Here is a 21,670-nt window from a genome sequence, read left to right as displayed (position 1 = left end):
GCGATAATGACTATAGCATTTTCGAACTTCTCTTTTAGATATGAGTCGCTGGACAAACCGACGCTAAAAAATATCAATCTAAGGATAGAGAAAGGAGAGAAAATCGTCATTATTGGACCAAGTGGTAGTGGTAAATCTACCCTAGGTCAGTGTCTCAATGGTTTGATACCTCATGCAATCAAAGGTGAGGTAACAGGCTCTTTAGAGATAAACGGCAAGAATATCTCTGAGTTTTCGATGCACGATTATACCGAGCAAGTCGGCACCGTATTACAAGATACTGACAGCCAGTTTGTCGGTTTGAGTATCGGTGAAGATATCGCTTTCGCACTCGAAAACCAGTTGATGTCGAACATTGACATGTACCCGTTAGTTAAGTCGACGGCAAAAATGGTCGACCTAGCAGACATGCTTGAGCGTTCACCTCATGACCTTTCTGGTGGTCAAAAACAGCGAGTATCGTTAGCGGGCATCTTAGTTGATGATGTTGATATATTGCTGTTTGATGAGCCTCTAGCGAGCCTTGACCCTAAAACCGGCAAGGCAACGATTGAGATCATCGATCAGCTGCATAAAGAAACCAACAAGACAATCGTGATTATCGAGCACCGCCTCGAGGATGTCCTACATCGCGATATCGACCGCGTGATCTTAATGGAACGTGGTGAAATCGTTGCTGACACGACACCCGATGAAATCTTGGCTTCTGAATTACTTGATACACACGGTATTCGCGAACCGCTTTACTTGTCGGCGCTTAAGGCGGCAAAAGCCCCACTAACCAGCGAAGACAAACTGTCAAATCTCAAGGCTTTAGACTACAAAAGGTTCCGTCCTGCTGTTCAAGCATGGTTTGCTGAGCGCCCTGCCCCGGTAGCAGAGAAGCAGTACCCACCTTTACTCGAAGTTCATGGTCTAACTTATTCTTACGACGGCGAGAAGAACGCTCTCGAAGATGTCAGCTTCAAGATTGGCAAAGGTGAGTTCGTTTCGATTCTAGGCAAAAACGGTTCGGGTAAATCAACCATCACTAAACTCATCATGGGTGTGATCGATGCCGATTCAGGCTCTTCCTATCTAAATGGTGAAGACCTATCTGAACTTTCTATCTTTGAAAGAAGCCAGAAAGTCGGTGTCGTGATGCAGAACCCTAATCATATGATCTCGCATCATATGATTTTTGACGAGATTGCTTTTGGTCTTCGTAACCGCAATATTGCAGAAGAGCGGATCACAGAAAAAGTAGAGCATGTTCTTGAGCTGTGTGGGCTGAGCAAGTTCCGCCACTGGCCGATCGAAGCCCTGAGCTACGGCCAGAAAAAACGTGTAACCATCGCTTCTATCTTAGTGCTGGAACCTGAGCTTCTTATCTTGGATGAACCGACTGCAGGTCAAGACTACCGTAACTACACATCCATGCTGGCATTCATCCAAAAGCTTAACCGTGATTTGGGTATTACCGTTGTGATTATCTCACACGACATGCACCTCGTTCTCGAGTACACCACACGTTCAATCGTAATCGCAGACAGCAAGTTGATTGCCAATGCAGCGATGACGGAAGTATTTAGTCAACCATCACTTCTAGAACGTGCAAATCTTTGTACCACCAGCATTTATGAACTCGCGACTATGATGAAAATCGACGACACCAATGCGTTCATGCAGTACTTCATCGACTACGAGAGAAGCGCTCAATGAACGCATCAAAAGTAAAATTCGGCATCAATTACATTGATACAAAATCACCGCTTCATGCACTTAACGGCATCACCAAATTTGCGCTCTTCTTAGCTTGGGTAACCGTGGTCTTAACTACGTTCGACCTAAGATTGATTGCACTGCTTATTGTGAGTGGTTTATACCTGCTAAAGCTGACCAATGTGCCTGTACGCGTATATAAGCCTTTGTTATTAGGAACGGCGAGTGTATTAAGCCTAAATGCTCTGTTCATGTATCTACTGGCTCCACAACAGGGTCCTGAACTCATCGGCAGTGAAACGTTATTGTTGACGCTTCCTGGCAATTATTCATTGAGCCAAGAGACACTGTTTTACTTGGTGACCGTGACGCTCAAATACATGAGTATGTTCCCGATAGCGCTGATCTTTGTCTTCACAACGCACCCAACTGAGTTCGCAGCAAGCCTCAACCGTATCGGAGTTCCTTACAAAATTGCTTATGCGGTGAGTCTAACCCTGCGTTACTTGCCTGAGGTTAAGAAAGACTTCATCAATATCATGCACGCCCAACAGGCTCGTGGTGTAGAGCTTTCAAAGAAGGCTCCCCTAATTACTCGAATCAAAAATGTGGCTAAGGTTCTAGGCCCGCTCATTTTCTCTAGTTTGGACCGCGCAGACGAGATCTCTAACGCAATGACGCTACGAGGTTTTGGTCGACACAAAGCACGCACTTGGTATAGCTATGCACCTTTGAAACGTATCGATTTTGTTTGTTTAAGTGTCATCGCTTTTATCGTGGTGTTAGCCATTGCGAAACGCATTCTAGAGCCGCAGTTATTTTGGTATCCGCTCTAATCATCTGAATTAGCAAAGATAAACAAAGACTTTAAATAACACACCGCTCAACAGGGCGGTGTTTTTGTTTATGCCAAAATCTGATTGATAATTGAACCAATGACACAATACTGACTATATTTAACGATAAATTGACTAGTTATTTACCCTTGGAGTTTGAGATTTAATTCAGAAGCTCTTAATATACTGTGTTTACAGAATGTTACACTCAATAGAGATTTGTAATGGCTCGAATAACTCAAGTACAGAAATTAGAAAATCAAAAAAACTACGATAACATCGTACTAAACCTTTTTCTGGCTGAAGGACATGAAGCACTAACTTATGCAAGGATTGCTCAAGAAATTGGCATTAGTTTAACGACGCTTCAGGGCTATTATCCGTCGACCCGCGCTATTCGTTCAGTACTTCACGAACACATGCTATCGATCGTTATAGACAGTCTAGACTTTTCATCAGAAGCGCTCTTTATCCAATCTTGGCAAACCGCTCTAGATAATGAGCAGTTTCGATACGTGATTAAATTGATGTTTTTCCATGCTTCGCAAATAAAGAACCCTGAGCAATTTAATCTCAGCTCAAGCGGTGAATTTCGTGAAAAGATGTTTGATAGTTTTGGCAACGACTCAGTTCGAATCCTTGAAATGGTAGTCGGACGCTCAATGTTCTATCTCACCAACTTCAAGTAACACTAGCCAGCTTACTGAAATAGAAAAAGGGAACCCTAGGGTTCCTTTTTTAGACTTTCAGAAAAGTGAGCAGCGATGACCTGCTCAACTTATAGACCTAATTTAGCTTGTAAAAAACGGTCGATAACGGCGGTAAGCGTAGCTCAATCGAAGTGTCTAATCCTTCGCTTTCTACTGATTCAATCTCAGCTGTCTGCTTCACTTCAAAACCGCTGCCTGCATAATCCACAGAGTCTGTGTTCAACAGCAGTGAGTACTCACCTTTTGCAGGAACACCTAAACGGAAATGCTCATGAGGCACTGGTGTAAAGTTAGAGACAATTAATACACGCTCACCAGACTCACTGATGCGCTCATGCGCTAAGATACTCGCTTCTGCAGAATCCTGTAGACGCCATTCGAACCCTTTCGGATCAAAATCAAGATCGTGCATTGCAGCTTCAGAGCGATACAGGTTATTCAGGTCTTTCGTTAAACGTTGAACACCTTGATGACGTTCGTAATCCAGCAAGAACCATTGCAGTTGGTCGTCATGATTCCATTCGGCCGTCTGACCAAATTCTGCGCCCATGAAGTTCAGCTTCTTACCCGGCTGCGCATACATGTAACCCATATAAGCACGTAGATTTGCCGTTTGCTGCCATTCATCACCCGGCATCTTGTTGTGGATAGAGCCCTTACCGTAAACCACCTCATCGTGAGACAGAGACAATACATAGTTCTCACTGTGTGCGTAAACCAGTGGGAAGGTAATCGTATCGTGGTGATATTTACGGTTGATTGGATCTTCTTGGATGTAAGACAAGCTATCGTGCATCCAACCCATGTTCCACTTAAAGCCAAAGCCCAAACCACCCATGAAAGTGGGTGCAGAAACACCTGGGAAAGCGGTCGACTCTTCGGCAATCGTCATCGCATTCGGGAAGTGCTTGTACACTTCTTCATTCATCCACTTAAGGGTTGCGATTGCGTCATAGTTTTCGTTGCCGCCGTCGGCGTTCGGAATCCATTGATCATGGCTGCGCGAGTAATCGAGGTACAGCATCGAAGCGACTGCATCAACACGAATGCCATCAATGTGGAATTGCTCGAACCAGTAGAGTGCATTAGAAACTAAGAAACGACGAACATGCTCTTTGCCTAAATCGTAAATGTACGAGTTCCAATCTTGATGCCAACCGCGACGCGGATCTGGATCATGGAACAATGGTGTACCATCGAAGTTTGCTAGGCCGTGATCATCACTTGGGAAGTGAGCTGGAACCCAATCCAGAACAACGCCAAGACCTGCTTGGTGACATTGATCGACGAAGTATTTGAAATCATCCGGAGAACCAAAACGACTAGTCGGTGCAAATAGACCAACAGGCTGATAGCCCCAAGAACCGTAGAATGGGTGCTCTGAAACTGGCATTAGCTCAACGTGCGTGTAGCCAAGGTCCGTTAAGTATGGGATCAGCTCTGCCGCAAGCTCGCGATAATTTAAGAACTCACCTTCAGCGTTACGCTTCCAAGAACCCGCGTGCAATTCATAGAACGAAAGCGCTTCTTTACGCTTTTGCGTTACAGGGCGATTTTGCCATTGAGTATCTTGCCACTCGTAACGAGCGTGATCGTAAGTCACGGATGAGAACGATGGGTATTGCTCAGAGTAGAAACCCCATGGGTCAGCTTTGTGTGGTAAGCCTTCGCCATTGGGTCCTTTTAATTCAAACTTGTATTGAGCGCCTTCTTCCAGTTCAGGAATGAATAGGCCCCACATACCATAATCTAGGCGTTGCATTGGGTGGCGACGACCATCCCAAGCATTGAAGTTACCCACCAAGCTTGCCGCAGTTGCATGCGGTGCGTACACCAAGAAACGCGTACCTGAAATCGTCTGTCCATCACGCTCTAGTGTAATAAACTGAGCCCCCATGTGATGATACATATCTTTCGGTGTATGAAGATCTTCATAACTCGCGTACAGATCGTGGTATTGGTACGGATCATCGATGATCTGTTCTACGCCAGCCCAATCAACCGCAAGCTTATAGTGAGTGAAACGTAAGTCTCTGTCTTGCTTAAGAATGAAACCACTTTCACCCTCTCGCGCTAACTCAATACGAGGTTCCTTTCCAACAATCAATTCGACTTTATCTGCCCCAGGAATCCACACACGTAATGCACCTTGCTCAGAAGGTAGGTATGGCCCTAAAAACGCGAATGGGTCTGTGAAACAAGCCTGTGATAGTTGGGTATATATTTGTTTTTGCTTTGAAATCGAACTTAGTTCCAAAACGTTTCTCCCTAACCAAACATCCAAAAAACATAATACAAAAATGCCCGCTATTAGTGCGGGCAATATAACGACGGTTTATTCTACCAGATGAGCATTCATTATTGAGTGACCGAGGTTGTAGTTTCGTACGGCGTAAGCAAAAAACCACCTAATTTCAAGTCACTCAACGTCATTACTTACCTGCTTTTTCTCGAACGTCAGTCAGCTTAGAAGCGATACGATTAACGCCTTCGTGAGCAAATATTTCGTCCAAGTTCATTGATAGTTTACGACGCCAGTTAGGGTACTCATCAACCGTGCCAGGAATGTTTACTGGCTTATCCATCTCTAGCCAATCTTCTAGCTGAACGCTCAGTAGTGTTGAACCACCAGCCGCCACGTGCAGTTGAAGTGCCTCAGCAAGGTAAGAGTCCATCGGTACTTGGCTCGCATCGCGGCCCACACCTTCTGGTAGGAAACCATGCCACGCTACAGAATCTAAGATACCTTGCTTGCACTCTAGACGGTCATCGAACAAGGTTTCTAGTTGTTCTGCATCTGGGTATAAGCCAATATCTTGGCCCATTTTCAGGTCATCACAGTGCCAGAAGCCACGAAGCGTTGGCATATCGTGGGTACACAGTGCCGCCATCGATTGTGATGCATAGTGTTTTGGTGAGATGAAACCACCGTCGTCTTCTGATGTTTCGAAGAAGAACACTTTGTAAGAATGCACGCCAGCATCTGCAAGGATGTCGACGATTTCATCCGGCACCGTACCTAAATCTTCACCGATAACGCTACATTGGTAACGGTGAGATTCAAGCGCCAGAATAGACAGCATATCTTGTACTGGGTAGTAGATGTACGCGCCCTTAGTTGCGTTCTCACCCTTTGGAATCCACCACAAACGCAGTAGACCTAAAACGTGGTCAATACGCAGTGCACCACAGTGCTTCATGTTTGCACGAAGTAGCTTGATGTAAGCGTCGTAGCTTGTTTCTTGAAGCACTTCTGGGTTTAACGGAGGTAGACCCCAGTTCTGCCCCAAAGGACCAAGAATATCAGGTGGAGCACCAATGCTCGCATCCATCACTAGGTTGCCTTCGTCAGCCCAAGTCTCGCTGCCTGAATCTGCAACACCTACTGCTAAGTCACGGTACAGGCCAACAGCCATGCCCTTCTCTTCAGCAAGAGACTGTGCATCGTTGATCTGGCAATCTGCTAGCCATTGCAGGTACATGTACAGATGAACGTTTTCTAGGTTCTCTTTGATGTACTTTTGTGTCGCTGGGCTGTCGAATGTACGGTACTTCTCAGGGAATACTGGCCATCCCCACATGCCAGAATCTTCTGCATGCAGTTCACCATGCAGAGCATCAAACGCCGCTTGATGCATCAGGCTATCGCCACCCTCTTCTACGAAGGCTAAGAACGCTTGTGCACGGTCGCTGTTTTTGTCTAGATGACGAGTCTTAAATTCTGCGAATAACAGAGGCAAGATGCTCATCTTAAGCTCAGACACTTCGGTGTAGTTTACCCAGTGAGCTTCACGCGCTTTTTGTAGACGCTGTTGGAACTCTGCGCTGCCTACCGTTTGTTGTGCTTCAGCACTTAATGCAAATTCAGGTACTGAACTCACATCAATGTATAGGATATTCAACCAGCGACGAGAAGACGGGCTGTATGGGCTCGCACCTTCAGGGTTCGCAGGGAACAATGAGTGAATCGGGTTTAAACCGACAAAGTCACCGCCGCGAGACGCGATATCAGCAACCAACTGTTTTAGGTCACCGAAATCACCAATACCCCAGTTGTGCTGAGTTCTTAGTGTGTAAAGCTGAACACTTGGTCCCCAAAGCTTTTTGCCTTGCTCAATTGGAGACTGCTTGAAACACGCTTTTGGCGTAATGATCAGAGTCATCTCGTAAGGCTTTTTACGGCGCTTACGGCTCACAATTAGCTTGTGATAACCCCATGCCAAATCACTTGGCAATGCAAACACTAAAGGGCCACCCTCGGCACGCTCATCACGAACGACTTGAGATTGAAGATAGCCTTCGAGTACCTCTCCTTGCTCGGTTTCTAAGCGCCAGCTGAACTCACTTTCACGAGCACTTACACCTAAATTAAGCGCCACTTCTACTGGCTCACCGTCACGCAAGACAAGAACTGGGTCTAGTACATCTTTTTTGTGTTTTCTTTCTGCTGACTTAAGCAGTGCATCATCGCTGCTTGTATCGTAGCCCAACGAAGCCAATAGAGACGTGATCGTCTCGTCTGATACTTGTGCTTCATCGCCCCACGCACTAACGTAACTGTCGGCAATGTTTGCCATTTCTGCGACTTGTTTTAATACGGTCTGTTCTTTCATCGCTCTCTCCGAAAACGTTCTGACGCTTTCTATTTTGTAGGGTTGTTAATTTAATTTTTACTAATCAATTAGCTTGTGACAATCGGTTTGTAAGCAGCTTGTTTATAAACGAAACCTTTAAGCCTTTCGTTTGCTCACAAGCTAATTGAGCCAAGGCAGAAACTGCCTTGGCTACTTTGGAAGTATTAACGGTTAACCGCTTCAAGTTTCCAGATGTTGTTCACGTAGTCGCGGATAGAGCGGTCTGATGTGAACTTACCAACCAATGCTGTGTTAAGAATTGCTTTCTTAGCCCAACCTGCTTGGTCTTTGTATTGCGTGCCCATGTCTTCGTGCGCTTTCACGTAAGATGCGAAGTCAGCAAGACATAGGTAAGGGTCACCACCGTCTAGCAGGCTATCAAACGTTGCACGTAGAAGACCTGGTTGACCTGGAGTGAACTCATCGCCAGTCAGTAGGTCTAGAGATGCTTTCAGTAGTGGGTCTGCATTGTAGTAGTCGTATGGGTTGTAGCCTTGAGCTTTCAGTGCTTGAACACCATCAACGTCTAGGCCGAAGATGTAGATGTTTTCATCACCCACTTCTTCACGAATCTCAACGTTTGCACCATCCATCGTACCGATAGTTAGCGCGCCGTTTAGAGCCATCTTCATGTTGCCCGTACCTGATGCTTCTTTACCAGCCAATGAGATTTGCTGAGAAACGTCTGCTGCAGGGATAATGATTTCAGCCATGCTTACACGGTAGTCAGGGATGAATACCACTTTAAGCTTGTTGCCGATGCGAGGATCGTTGTTGATCTTCTCTGCAATCTTGTTAACTGCGAAGATGATTTCTTTCGCTAGATGGTAACCCGGTGCTGCTTTCGCTGCGAAGAAACATACGCGAGGCTCACACTCGAAACCAGGTTCGTTAAGAATACGGTGGTACAGAGATAGAATGTGTAGCAAATCTAGGTGCTGACGCTTGTATTCGTGAAGACGCTTGATTTGAACATCAAAGATAGCGTTAGTATCTAGCTCGATACCCATGTTCTCTTGAACCCAATCAGCGAGGCGCTGTTTGTTTTCTTTCTTAACAGCCATGAACTCTTTTTGGAATTTCGCGTCTGTTGCAAACTTAGCGATGCCTTCTAGCTGCTCAAGTTTTGCAGGCCACTCAGTACCGATCTTGCCAGTAATTAGCGCAGATAGACCTGGGTTACAGAACTTCAACCAACGACGTGGCGTGATGCCGTTCGTTACGTTAGTCAGTTTACCTGGGAAGATTTCGTTGAACTCAGGGAACAAGTCTTTCTTAACCAGTTGAGAGTGAAGCGCAGCTACACCGTTTACTTTGTAAGAACCAATCACACATAGGTTTGCCATGCGAACCATACGGTGGAAACCTTCTTGGATGATAGAAAGCTTCGCTTGCTTCTCACCGTCACCAGGCCACATCTTGCGAACTTCCTGCATGAAGCGGTGGTTGATTTCAAAAATGATTTCCATGTGACGTGGAAGAAGACGGTTGATAAGTGATTCAGACCAAGTCTCTAGTGCTTCAGGAAGTAGTGTGTGGTTCGTGTATGCGAACGTGTGAGCACTGATTTCCCATGCTTGATCCCAAGATAGACCTTTCTCGTCAATCAGGATGCGCATTAGCTCAGGAATCGCGATTGTTGGGTGCGTATCGTTAAGCTGAATCGTTTCTTGCTTAGGCAGATCTTCTAGAGAGAAACCTGCTGCTTCGTGGCGACGTAGAATATCGCGAACCGATGCTGCTGAATGGAAGTACTGCTGCATTAGACGCAGTGTCTTACCTTTCTCGTGGTTATCGTTCGGGTAAAGAACCTTAGTGATGTTACCTGCATCGATTAGCGAGTGTTGCGCTTCGAAGTAATCACCGTTGTTGAAGCTCGCTAGTGAGAATGGTGCAATTGCCTGACATTCCCAAAGACGCAGCGGGTAAACCGTGCTTGACTCGTAACCTACGATTGGTAGATCCCAAGGCATTGCTTTTACTTCCATACCTGGAACCCAAGTACGAACTTCTTTACCGTCGATGAATTCAACGTCTACATGACCGTAAAAACCAATGTGTTGTGCTAGTTCTGGACGAGCAACTTCCCATGGGTAACCTTCAACACCGCGCCATGCGTCAGGTGCTTCTTGTTGGCGACCGTCTTGGAAAGACTGTTTGAATAGACCGTACTCGTAGTGAAGACCGTAGCCTACTGTTGGGTATTCTTGAGCGGCACAAGAATCCATGAAACAAGCAGCTAGACGACCAAGACCACCATTACCTAGTGATGGGTCGCGTTCTTCTTCTAGAAGGTCAGTTAGGTTTTGACCTAGCTCTTCCATTGCATGAGTGATCTGTTCGTAAAGACCCATGCTGATCAGGTTGTTACCTGTTAGACGACCAATCAAAAACTCAAGTGATAGGTAGTTAACGCTCTTCGCGTTCTTAATTTTTTCATCATTTTCAGTTTCTAGCAGGTCAAAAGTCGTTAGCTCTGCAAGAGCACGACCCATTGCTAGATACCATGAACGGCTGTCTGCTGTTTCAACGGTTGTTGCGTAGGTTGCAGATAAATGTTTCTTAACACTCTCTTGGAATGACACTTTATCGAAAGTTTTTTGCTGAGTTGGTTTCATTTCAGAAATCTCGCTTTTAATAGTTCTAATTCATCTGTGACATATCGTGCATGGTCACCATAAACTAAACATCCTCCCGCTAATGCAACTGACTAGGAGTAGATGGGAGGGCGTAGGGGGCGTACCGACTTAGGGTTAGTGATCTGACTCTCATGTTCTGACTACGAACAAAAACTTGGAGTGACTAAGATCACAAGCTCCCGTTCGATAACTTAACTTCAATTGATGTGACTTTTATTTAACCAGATTAAAGTCATTGTCAAATCTGATATTCAGATCACGAAAATAATTTCCAACTCTCATCTTTTGCATAGATTCCCGTGTAGAGATGAACGAAGTCACATTCACAAACCAACCCGCAACGTGAGCAAAGTCTCAAATAAAGGGCGTAGACACCCAAAAACATGCAGGAGCGCAAGGTTTCTGAGGAGGATCATAGTCGGTAACGTTTGGCTTCACGTAATATGAGTAAAGACTTAAGTAATTAGGCTAATGTCATTGGAGTGCACTCAACGATAGATTGGGATATTCCAGAACATAGCCACGGAATAGGTGTAAAACTTCGATATGTGGATCCCTTCGAAACTGACTCGTCCCGGCCGCTTACATAATGCAATCCTACGACCTAGGGTTCTCGATCTGCTTCACAATGCAGATTGCTATAAGCTAGTACTGTTCCGCTCTCCAGCTGGATACGGCAAAACCACCATGGCTGCCCAATGGCTGGTAGAAAAACCTAATGTAGGTTGGTACAGCATCGATGATAGTGATAACGATGCCTTCCGTTTTATCAACTACCTACTTCAATCCCTTAATAAAGCGACGCAAAACGCCTGCCCGAATGCCCAAAAGCTGGCAGAGAAACGACAGTTTTCATCGTTGCATTCTTTATTAAGTGAAGTGTTTGCTGAGATGTCTGAATTCCACCACGAGTGTTTTCTGGTGTTGGATGACTATCATTTGGTCAACAATGACGACATCCACGAAGCCATGCGCTTCTTCCTCAAACACATGCCCGACAACCTAACGTTGGTAGTCACCAGTCGTGGTACGCCACCACTTGGTACAGCAAACCTGCGCGTTCGTGACTTAATGATCGAATTAGGTAATGACTCGTTGGCGTTTGATACCGAAGAAACCACACGCTTTTTCAACCAACGCGTAGCCGACGGCATTGATGACACGACCGCAGACAGTATTTGTAGTTATGTAGAAGGTTGGCCTTCTGCATTGCAACTTATCGCGCTACAAGCACAACACCAAAAACGCACTCTTGCACAGTCAGCAGAGTCGTTCTCTCACTTTAACCACGCTCATCTTTGGGACTACTTGGTTGAAGAAGTATTCGACCTGCTAGACAAAGAAACCCGACAGTTCTTGATGCAATGCTCTGTGCTTGATCACTTCAACGATGAGCTTGTGTGTGCACTTACACAGCGTGAAGATGCGTTAGGTATGATCGAATCACTCAACCGTTTTGGTTTGTTCATCTACCCTCTTGAAGGTGAAAAGAACTGGTATCGCTTCCATAACTTGTTTGGTGAGTTCCTCGCACATGAGCGCCAAGCTCGAATTCCTCAGCAAGAAGCAGAACTGCATCGAAGTGCTGCAAAAGCGTGGATCAAGCAAAACACACCACACCAAGCACTACGTCACGCACAGCGCGCTGAAGATCCAGAACTTATCATTCAAATCCTGACTGAACATGGTTGGCCGATGTTCAACCAAGGTGAGCTTTCATCTTTAGAGATGGCGATCAAGCAACTGACCACCGATCAACTTTACAGTGAGCCAAAGCTTTCGATGTTGCGTGCTTGGCTTGCACAAAGTCAGCACCGTTATGACCAAGTGGGTACTTTGTTGGAAGAGGCTGAGACTCAATATCAAGCTCGAAATATTGAACTCGATACTCAACAGCAAGGCCAATACAACGCCTTACGCGCACAAGTTGCCATCAACAGCAATGAGCCTGAGAAAGCATTGGAATTGGCTGAGCTTTCTTTGAGTCAGTTGAACACCACCGTTTATCGTAGCCGCATTGTCGCCACCTCGGTTGTAGGCGAAGTGAATCACGTAATGGGTAACCTAAGCCGTGCGCTACCGATGATGCAACAAACTGAAAAACTGGCACGTCAGTATCAGGTTTATCATCAGGCTCTGTGGGCGATTCTGCAACAAAGCGAAATCTTGATTGCTCAAGGTTATGTTCAAGCTGCATTTGAGCTACAAGACAGTGCATTCAAATTGATTGAAGAACATCAGCTTCAATACGTGCCGCTGCATGAATTTTTGCTACGTGTTCGCGCTCAGATCTTCTGGTGTTGGAACCGACTAGATGAAGCGGAAGAGTGTTGCTACAAAGGCTTAGATATCCTTGGTCACCACTCTCCGAGTAAACATCTGCACAGTTACTCTATGCTGGCTCGTATTTCATTGAGCCGCGGTGAGATTGATAAAGCGTCGAAATTTATCGACCAGATTCAGCACTTATTGCGTCAATCGACTTACCACGTAGATTGGACAGCGAACGCTTCTCTATCTTTGATTCTGTTCTGGCAAGTAAAAGGCGATAAAGAAGCAATACGTGATTGGCTGAGTGTGGCGGTTCGACCTGAATCGGCAAGCAACCACTTCTGCCAACTTCAGTGGCGAAACATCGTTCGTGCTCACATCATCCTTGAGCAATACGAAGAAGCCGAAGAAGCGCTGACTTTCCTTAAGAGTGAAGCCCAGCGTTCGCACCTGATTACCGACACCAACCGCAACTTGATAGTTGAAGCCGTGTTACGTACACAAATTAACGATGAAGACAGCGCACGAGTACTACTTGAAGAAGCGCTTCATATGACTAACCAAACCGGTATGGTCGGTAACTTCTTAGTAGACGGTGGGACAATCGGGCATATCTTGGATAAGTTGAGCAACAAACCTGGCTTAGGTGATTTAGAGCGTCATCGTGCACAACAAATCATGAAGGATATCTCCACCACCCAGCGCAGTCGCTCGGTGCACTTCGATGAAGACTTTGTTGAGAACTTGGTTAATCACCCGAACATTCCTGAGCTTGTGCGCACTAGCCCACTCACTCAGCGTGAATGGCAAGTACTTGGTCTGATCTATTCAGGATTCAGTAATGAGCAGATCGCTCAAGAACTCGATGTAGCGGGTACTACGATCAAGACTCACATCCGTAACCTTTACCAAAAGCTCAACATTGCTAACCGTAAAGAAGCAATCAGCACAGCGGAGAACTTGCTGCAGTTGATGGGGTACTAAAACGGATTCGAGATTGATTCGAGATAACATAAGCTAGTCACCGATGGTGGCTGGCTTTTTTTTCATCTGAAATTCAGAGCCTAAAAGTATCGGGGCGGGAATAGAAAAAGGAGAACACCAAACGACAGGCAAAAAAATAGCCAACCGCAATAATCGCGATTGGCTCTATATATTTGTGAACAAATCATAAGTTCACTAACAACGTCAGTTGGCTAGGTGACCCTCGGCTTAAGAAGGGTCAATGTACATAATGCAGTTAGCGTGCCAACTTTTATTCGACGTTTTATAAGCCCTGCATCGCATAAAAACCATGAATTTATCATGCGAATTGCAAAGTGCATTTGCATAATGCAACCAAGATGCAATATCGATAAGAGATCAGTTTCATCGCTGCTCTTAATGACAAATCACTAAGTGGTTGTTATCTAAATGTTAGGCAAATATTCACTTCAACTTATTGCCTTACAATTAATAGAGTAATAAAAGCCCTTCCCCAAAAGCATATTCATACTTTTTTTACACTAAAGTTTGTATACTGCACAAAATCATCCTCAACTCTATGAAGCAATGAACTACTTAAGTACTTTTTTCAAAGGCATGGCAATGGGCGCAGCAGACGTTGTTCCTGGCGTGTCGGGCGGAACCATCGCATTCATCACTGGTATCTACGATACGCTGCTAGAAAGCATTCGAAGAATTAACCCTAGCGTACTTGGCTTATGGAAACGCGAAGGCTTCAAAGCCGCGTTTAATCACATCAATGGTTTCTTCCTAATTTCACTGTTCGCAGGCGTATTCACGAGCATTGCAACATTTGCAAAATTGATTTCTTGGTTATTAGTCACCCACCCCGTTCCACTGTGGTCTTTCTTCTTTGGCCTGATCTTGGTCTCGGTTTTCCACATTCTTAAGCAAGTAGAAAAGCGCGATATGATTCGTTTCGTGTTTTTGCTGCTTGGCGTTGCTTTCGCTTACAGCATTACCGTGCTTAAGCCGCTGCAAATGGAACCGACCAGCATCAACGTTCTCATTGCGGGTGCGATTGCTATCTGTGCGATGATTTTACCCGGTATCTCTGGAAGCTTCATTTTGCTATTGATTGGTATGTATGGCCCCGTGCTTGGTGCAGTTAAAGAGTTCCAAATCGATGTGCTTGCGCTATTCCTTAGTGGCTGTGTGATCGGCCTACTGACTTTCTCGCACGTACTCTCTTGGTTACTGCGTTCATTCCGCGATTTCACATTAGTGTTCTTAACCGGTTTGATGATCGGTACGCTGCCTAAGATCTGGCCTTGGAAAGAGACCATCAGCTGGCGCACAAACTCAAAAGGTGAACAAGTTCCTCTGATTCAAGAAAACCTATCTCCGTTTGATTTTGAAGCGGTAACCTCTCAGCCTTCTCAGTTAGTCATGGCGATTGTGATGATGTTTGCTGCGATAGCCTTAGTTTTAGGACTAGAGAAGTTCGCAGAACGTAACGCTGACTAATCATTCAGCCAACTTCTGGAAAGCGTCTAGAACGGATAATGCTTAGAAATACTAAGCTCACTTCTCGATTAAACAGACAAAAGCGAAGCCAATGGCTTCGCTTTTTTAGTTCTACCATACGCACAAAATTGCTTTTTGATACAAGCACGTATTGAGGGGTATGATAACATCGCCGCTCTTATAAAATTAGATGAGAACACGACATGCACTCTGCATTAAAGGTTGCTGCTCTTGGGATCGCTCTCGTGGCAGGCTTTTATGGACCGCAAGCAATTCAGCAGTTTAAATCAGCGATGGAGCACTCAACTGCCGACGTCAACTTGGATGACTACTGCATGCTTTCAACCACATCATGTGAGCAAAATGCGGTGGCTATGACACTCGATAGTGAGACGGCTCAACCTCTGGTCCCAACAAAAATCAAAGTGGTGTGGGAAGACTCAGCCTCTGACACATTAATGCTGTCGCTTACTGGCTTGGAGATGGAAATGGGCTCGGCACGTTTTCAATTAAAGCATATTGGCAACAATACCTATGAAGGTGACGTGATTTTACCTGTGTGCACCATGGATAAGATGACTTGGCTTGGTGAACTCACCGATGGTGTTGAAACCGTAAACCCTGCAATAAGGATGGCAAGATGAGTAAGAATTGGTCGTTAGCATTAGTGGTAGCGTTTGTACTTGGCTTTGGTGTCAAAAGCTATCTTGATGGGCAAAACGAAGCTCAAGAGCAACACGCTGCAAAGCAAGAATTCTCTGCAACAACCCTTTTTGGTAAAGATAACCAACCAACGGAAATCTTTGACCAGGCCGATGACAGAATTCGCATCGTTTACTTCGGTTTCACACGCTGTCCAGATGTGTGCCCTACCTCACTAGCAATGTTAGCCGGAGCGCTTAACCAGGTTTCTGATGAAGCAAAAGCCAAGATTCGTCCGATGTTTGTTTCTCTCGATCCTGAACGTGATGCCGCTGAAGCCTCGTATGAATACGCGCAATACTTCCACCCGATGATGGAAGGACTAAGTGGTCCATTGGATGTCACAACCACGCTTGCACACAACTACGGTGTTATTTTCAGAAAGACCAAGCTTGAAGGTTCAGAGTTGGAATACACCCTAGACCACAGCTCATATTTTTATTTTTTAAAGCCCGACGGCACCTTGATTACCAAAGTGCCGCACACGTTGACGCCAGCGCCAATTGTTGAGGCTATCAACAAGCTGACGCAGTAAAACGTAAAAACAAAGAACTTACTCAATAAAGTTCAAAAAAAGTCAGGTCCCAGACCAAAAACATAAAAATTAAGGACAACAACATGAAGTTAAAAGCACTTGCTCTAGCAGGCTTATTGCTCACCCCTTTTGCTCAGGCTAGTAGCGATATTATGGTTCATGACGCGTACGCTCGTGCAACACCGCCTTCAGCAGTGAACAGCGCGGTATTCACCACTCTGATGAACCATAGCGATAAAGATCGCGCTATTGTTTCTGCAACAACACCTGCAGCAGGTAAAGTAGAACTTCATGATGTAATCATGGATGGCGATGTTATGAAGATGCGCCAAGTTCAAGAGATCACAATCCCTGCAAACGGTGAAGCGGTACTTAAACCTGGTAGCCTACACATCATGTTGTTCGACCTAGCAAGCAGCCTAAAAGAAGGTGAGAAAATCGAGATGACACTGACTTTCGCTAATGGTGAAACGCAGACCTTCGACGCACCAGTGAAGAAAGTGATGAGCGGCATGAAAAAGATGAACCACGACCATCATTAATCGTATTCACAATTGAGAAAATAATTTAAGCCACGATGACTTCTCGCCATCGTGGCTTTTTGTTAAACTGAGCGCGATTTTTATTCAAAGCCTGAACACATTAATAAACCAAGGAGAATAGAAGATGATTGTAATGAACACACTAAAACTGGCAGTAAAAGTAACGCGTTAATTTGTTTGGTTAATCAAACTTAAACACCGACATACCAACTTATCGTCATCCATTGACGACCGCACACTTTTACCCGGTTTACTGTTGATCGTAAGTGATCAATATCTGCATGCCTGTAAGCATGACTCAATCCGGGGTCCTATCTATTTGAATTCGACCCAAGCTCAAACATTTTTGACGTCTCGACGCTTTTTGATCTGACCAACGCTTTTCGATCTCATCAACAATCTGAGGTCTTACAAGACGTTAATGCTCTCATGAGAAAAGAAAGCTCGCACGTCTGGGTAAATAGACATGAATTCACAAACTGCATTTTCTCATCCAATGTCACTTCAACAACTTGGATGGCAACCTGTATTCCAACAACAACTGACACTCGAAGACTATGACCATTCCGTCATTGCTCGTATCGTCGCACATCACCGCAGTGGCTATACCTTAGCGTCAGAGCAAGGTGAAATTGTTCTACCCATCCATCAAAACCAACCGGCAATGACCGTTGGAGACTGGGTGATTTTAAACTCTGATCTACAATTCGACCGTTTACTAGACCGTCAATCGCTCTTCCGCCGTAAAGCAGCAGGCAGTCGCGTCGCAGAACAATATATTTCAGCCAACATCGACACGGTTTTTATCGTGGTTTCGTTAAATAACGACTTTAATCTAAGCCGCATCGAGCGTTATCTCGCTCTCGCTAATAAAGCGCAAGTTGAAGCCGTTATCGTACTCACCAAGAAAGACTTGTGTGACGACTACCAAGACAAAGTACAGCAAGTGCAAAGCTTAGATCCGATGCTGATGATCGAAGCCGTTAATAGCCTAGACCAAGACTCGACTCAAGTATTAGCACCTTGGTGTAAAACGGGCAAAACGGTGGCTTTGATGGGGTCGTCTGGTGTTGGGAAATCTACACTGGTCAACTCGCTGCTTGGGGAGACTCAGCAAGCCACGGGAGGCATTCGTGAAGACGACAGCAAAGGCCGACACACAACGACGTCACGCTCACTGCATTTACTGACATCGGGCGGCTTACTGCTTGATACTCCAGGAATGCGAGAGCTGCAACTTGCAGACTGCGCCGAGGGGGTAAGTGAAACCTTTTCTGATGTCGAAGAGTTAGCCATGCACTGTCGTTTCTCTGATTGCCATCATGAATCAGAACCTGGATGCAAAATACGCAAAGCCATTGAGAGTGGTGAGTTGTCTGAAAGACGATTTAATAACTATCAAAAGCTATTGCGAGAGCAAGCCAGAAATGGTGCCTCATTGGCAGAGCAACGTGCTAACAGTAAGCAGCTTTCGAAGATGTACAAAACCGTACAATCAGAAAACCGAAACATTAAAAAAGCGACTGACTAAACCAATCAGGTTAATCACAATACGCTTTATTTAAACGACTAAGCCCCACCGTGTTAAACACGTGGGGCTTTTTGTTTCAATTTGGTCTTAGTGTGACTATTTAAGCACACAATGTTCTTACCAATAGTCGTTTACATTTCCAAATTTACAGTATATTGAGTCTATTAAATGTCACTTTGTAGATTTATAGCTCAATCAAAACACATTAATTTAACATTTAGCTCTAAAAACACCACGTAGCGCAAACAATCACCCTAAAAGTAAACTATTCCTAGACACCCACTTAGATCCCGCTAATATGACCGCCCATTCCACTAGTGTATAGTCGGATTTGGTACAACTTTATAAAAAGATACATCACTATAATAAATTAACAATTGCAGGTATTTTATGCAAAATCACAACATGCTCGCCCGCATCGCTCGTGGAAATCTCGTTCTACAGATCCTTGCTGGTATTGTTTTCGGTGTCGTTCTCGCCATGGTTTCTCCTTCAGCAGCTCAAGACGCAGGCCTACTAGGTAGTCTGTTTGTTGGTGCTCTGAAAGCTGTTGCCCCAATTTTAGTATTCATTCTTGTTGCAGCTTCTATCGCAAACCAAAAGAAAGGTCAGCATACTCATATGCGTCCAATCATTGTGCTTTACCTGATTGGTACGTTCTCTGCTGCACTGACTGCTGTAGTACTGAGCTTCATGTTCCCAACCACTTTGACACTGGTTGCTGGCGCTGAAGGTGCTAACCCTCCTCAAGGTATCGCGGAAGTTCTTCATACCCTTCTATTCAAGCTTGTAGATAACCCAGTTAGCGCGCTAATGAACGCGAACTACATCGGTATTCTTGCTTGGGCAATCGGTCTTGGTCTTGCACTGCACCACGCATCTGCAACAACCAAAGCGGTTTTCGAAGACCTTAGCCACAGTGTTTCACACATTGTTCGCTTCATTATCCGTCTTGCGCCATTTGGTATCTTCGGCCTTGTTTCGACAACATTCGCAACAACGGGCTTCGATGCACTAGCAAGCTACGGTCAACTGCTAGCGGTTCTACTAAGCTCAATGCTGATCATTGCACTTGTGGTTAACCCACTGCTTGTATTTGCAAAAACAAAACAGAACCCATACCCACTTGTACTGCAATGTATTCGTGAATCTGGTGTAACGGCATTCTTCACTCGTTCAAGTGCTGCAAACATCCCAGTGAACATGAACCTTTGTAAAAAGCTAAACCTAGACGAAGATACTTACTCTGTATCTATTCCTCTAGGCGCAACGATCAACATGGCGGGGGCTGCAATCACTATCACTGTGTTAACACTTGCTGCTGTCCACACAATGGGTATTGAGATTGATATCTTCACTGCAATTCTACTAAGCCTTGTTGCTGCAATTTCAGCATGTGGCGCATCGGGTGTTGCTGGCGGTTCACTACTGCTTATCCCACTAGCATGTGGTCTATTCGGTATTTCTAACGATGTAGCGATGCAGGTTGTAGCGGTTGGTTTCATTATCGGTGTGATTCAAGATTCAGCTGAAACAGCGCTTAACAGCTCAACAGACGTCGTGTTCACTGCGGCTGTATGTAAAGCTGAGCAAAACAAAGCTTAATAAGCTCTTAGGCTTAGATATTAGCTTTACTTTAGCTCTAAGCTCTAAGCTCTAAGCTCTAAGCTCTTAAAGCAAATAGCACATAAATAAAAAGGGAAGCATCAGCTTCCCTTTTTGTTGTCTTGAGTATCTCGATTAGAGCTAAAACGACCTATCAACCGTACACAACCAATGAGTGCAATTTACTGGTTTCTGTTCCAGTTAGACTGACTGAAATCTAGAGGATCGCTATTTGGTGTCGCTTGTCTCTCTGTTGATGCTTGCTCGGTATTAGGTTGCTGGCTGTAATCAACATTCGTATCTTGAGCACTCGCCGTTTGTGTATCTAAATGGCTCGCATCTACATTTAGCGCCTCACCTTCTTCATCAGACGCTTCTTTCACTTTCTTCGGAATCGGTATATTACGCTTGTAGAGCTTATTGAGCGCTTTAATGATTGAGTGCTTAGTGATTGCTTCTTGGGTCAGCTTAGTCATTATCGGCTTAGTCAGAGCCTGTAAGCCCACGACGGCATCCACACCAAGCTCCCCGCCTACTTTATCTCTCAAATGTTTGGCTTCTGAGTAACCAAAATGAGCTGATAGGAATAACCAGATATAAGCGATGGCGTTGCCGTGTTCACCATGGTCGATCCAAGCTTCGCCTGCTCTAAACATCGCTTCTGCACTGTTCTTTTCTGCGGCTGTCTCAAACCAGTAAACAGCCTCACCATGGTTAGGCTCAACACCCACACCGTTCAAATAACTCATACCGAGTTTGATCTTGCCATCTAGGTTATTTTTTTCAGCAGCCTTTTGGTACCACTCGACAGAGCTTTCAGCTGAGTAGTCTGGGTTTTCTTTATCGAGACACCAGTCACCGATAAACAGCATCGCTTCGGTATTACCACCAGCCGCAGACTCTTCAATATAGGTATAACCCTTAGGGATGTTCTTATCGGTTCCACGACCAAAGACGAGCGCTTTGCCCATCTCGAATTTCGCCGATACGTCATTGTCTAAAGCAGAGATTGCTAACTGCCAAAAGTTGGCTTTCTCTCTTAAAATCAGGTCTTCTTTACGCTTCATACTTAGGCGCACAATGCCGTACATGCCATTGATATTATCGAGTTGCGCCGCTTTGTCGTACCAATACAGAGCTTCCTTAATATTGTTACGTTCCGCTTCTTTTGCCAAATACAGAATCGACGGTACATGGCCGGTTTCGGCTTTGAAGTGACGCTCTTTTTGCTCTTGTATGCGCGCTTTTTCAATCGCTTTTCGGTAAGCGACAGCACGAGCCTTACGTTCTTGTTCCAAGCGCTGCTTTCTTAGCGATAAAGAGATCAGCCACACGGCGACAAGTATTAACGAAAGAGCCGTCGCACCAATTGCGATTCCCATTGTACTCATAAAATATTTTAACCTAACTCGGTTGATACCAGCCTCGGTGTCGAGGAGTTATCAACCTATAGTGAATGTTTCGAATTACAGGGAAAAGCGCCGTTATTAAA

At 45.1% G+C, this 21,670-nt stretch carries 14 protein-coding genes; 10 read left to right on the top strand and 4 right to left on the bottom strand.

Annotated features, from left to right (window positions below; all coding sequences use genetic code 11):
* Positions 1-6: 6 nt before the first annotated feature.
* The 3 genes from HRQ85_RS03065 (at position 7) to HRQ85_RS03055 (ending at position 3,226) form a co-directional block, all read left to right on the top strand.
* On the top strand, positions 7-1,701 hold the full coding sequence (locus HRQ85_RS03065) for an ABC transporter ATP-binding protein (protein WP_172378669.1): 1,695 nt from the start codon (positions 7-9) through the stop codon (positions 1,699-1,701).
* Positions 1,698-2,537, top strand: a complete 840-nt coding sequence (locus tag HRQ85_RS03060; protein ID WP_172378668.1) for an energy-coupling factor transporter transmembrane component T family protein — start codon at positions 1,698-1,700, stop codon at positions 2,535-2,537. The genes HRQ85_RS03065 and HRQ85_RS03060 overlap by 4 nt, the downstream gene beginning before the upstream one ends.
* 224 nt (positions 2,538-2,761) lie before the next feature.
* Positions 2,762-3,226, top strand: coding sequence for a TetR/AcrR family transcriptional regulator (locus HRQ85_RS03055; RefSeq protein WP_172378667.1), 465 nt, complete (start codon positions 2,762-2,764; stop codon positions 3,224-3,226).
* Positions 3,227-3,323: 97 nt separating this feature from the next.
* On the opposite strand, the gene glgB is transcribed toward HRQ85_RS03055, so the two are convergent.
* From glgB to HRQ85_RS03040, 3 genes are all read right to left on the bottom strand, one after another.
* Positions 3,324-5,504 (bottom strand): 1,4-alpha-glucan branching protein GlgB, encoded by a 2,181-nt coding sequence (gene glgB / locus HRQ85_RS03050; protein ID WP_172378666.1) that lies wholly within the window; start codon positions 5,502-5,504, stop codon positions 3,324-3,326.
* Between the two features lie 175 nt (positions 5,505-5,679).
* Positions 5,680-7,860, bottom strand: coding sequence for a 4-alpha-glucanotransferase (malQ, locus tag HRQ85_RS03045; protein WP_172378665.1), 2,181 nt, complete (start codon positions 7,858-7,860; stop codon positions 5,680-5,682).
* Positions 7,861-8,045: 185 nt separating this feature from the next.
* Positions 8,046-10,499 (bottom strand): glycogen/starch/alpha-glucan phosphorylase, encoded by a 2,454-nt coding sequence (locus HRQ85_RS03040; RefSeq protein WP_172378664.1) that lies wholly within the window; start codon positions 10,497-10,499, stop codon positions 8,046-8,048.
* 567 nt (positions 10,500-11,066) lie between these two features.
* On the opposite strand from HRQ85_RS03040, the gene malT reads away from it, so the two are divergent.
* The 7 genes from malT to sstT all read left to right on the top strand — a co-directional run bounded on the left by malT (position 11,067) and on the right by sstT (position 20,178).
* Positions 11,067-13,775, top strand: coding sequence for an HTH-type transcriptional regulator MalT (gene malT, locus HRQ85_RS03035; RefSeq protein ID WP_172378663.1), 2,709 nt, complete (start codon positions 11,067-11,069; stop codon positions 13,773-13,775).
* 567 nt (positions 13,776-14,342) lie between these two features.
* A complete protein-coding gene (locus tag HRQ85_RS03030) occupies positions 14,343-15,263 on the top strand; it encodes a DUF368 domain-containing protein (protein ID WP_172378662.1) in 921 nt (306 codons plus the stop codon).
* Positions 15,264-15,466: 203 nt separating this feature from the next.
* On the top strand, positions 15,467-15,907 hold the full coding sequence (locus HRQ85_RS03025; RefSeq protein WP_172378661.1) for a hypothetical protein: 441 nt from the start codon (positions 15,467-15,469) through the stop codon (positions 15,905-15,907).
* A complete protein-coding gene (locus HRQ85_RS03020) occupies positions 15,904-16,500 on the top strand; it encodes an SCO family protein (RefSeq protein WP_061016338.1) in 597 nt (198 codons plus the stop codon). Before HRQ85_RS03025 ends, HRQ85_RS03020 begins: the two co-directional genes overlap by 4 nt.
* Before the next feature lie 83 nt (positions 16,501-16,583).
* Positions 16,584-17,042: a copper chaperone PCu(A)C gene (locus HRQ85_RS03015; protein WP_061037950.1), complete on the top strand. Its 459-nt coding sequence runs from the start codon at positions 16,584-16,586 to the stop codon at positions 17,040-17,042.
* 466 nt (positions 17,043-17,508) lie between these two features.
* The gene (gene rsgA, locus HRQ85_RS03010; protein WP_172378660.1) at positions 17,509-18,573 is read left to right on the top strand and encodes a ribosome small subunit-dependent GTPase A; all 1,065 of its coding nucleotides are present in this window, start codon (positions 17,509-17,511) and stop codon (positions 18,571-18,573) included.
* 390 nt (positions 18,574-18,963) lie between these two features.
* The gene (gene sstT / locus HRQ85_RS03005; protein WP_048609829.1) at positions 18,964-20,178 is read left to right on the top strand and encodes a serine/threonine transporter SstT; all 1,215 of its coding nucleotides are present in this window, start codon (positions 18,964-18,966) and stop codon (positions 20,176-20,178) included.
* A 182-nt stretch (positions 20,179-20,360) separates the two neighbouring features.
* Here sstT and HRQ85_RS03000 read toward each other — a convergent pair whose 3' ends face one another.
* Positions 20,361-21,569 (bottom strand): tetratricopeptide repeat protein, encoded by a 1,209-nt coding sequence (locus HRQ85_RS03000; RefSeq protein ID WP_172378659.1) that lies wholly within the window; start codon positions 21,567-21,569, stop codon positions 20,361-20,363.
* Between the last annotated feature and the right edge of the window lie 101 nt (positions 21,570-21,670).

Source organism: Vibrio sp. Vb339, assembly GCF_902751245.1.
GTDB lineage: Bacteria > Pseudomonadota > Gammaproteobacteria > Enterobacterales > Vibrionaceae > Vibrio > Vibrio coralliirubri.
The sequence above is the reverse complement of the archived record's forward strand: the minus strand, read 5'-3'. Positions and strand labels throughout refer to the sequence as shown.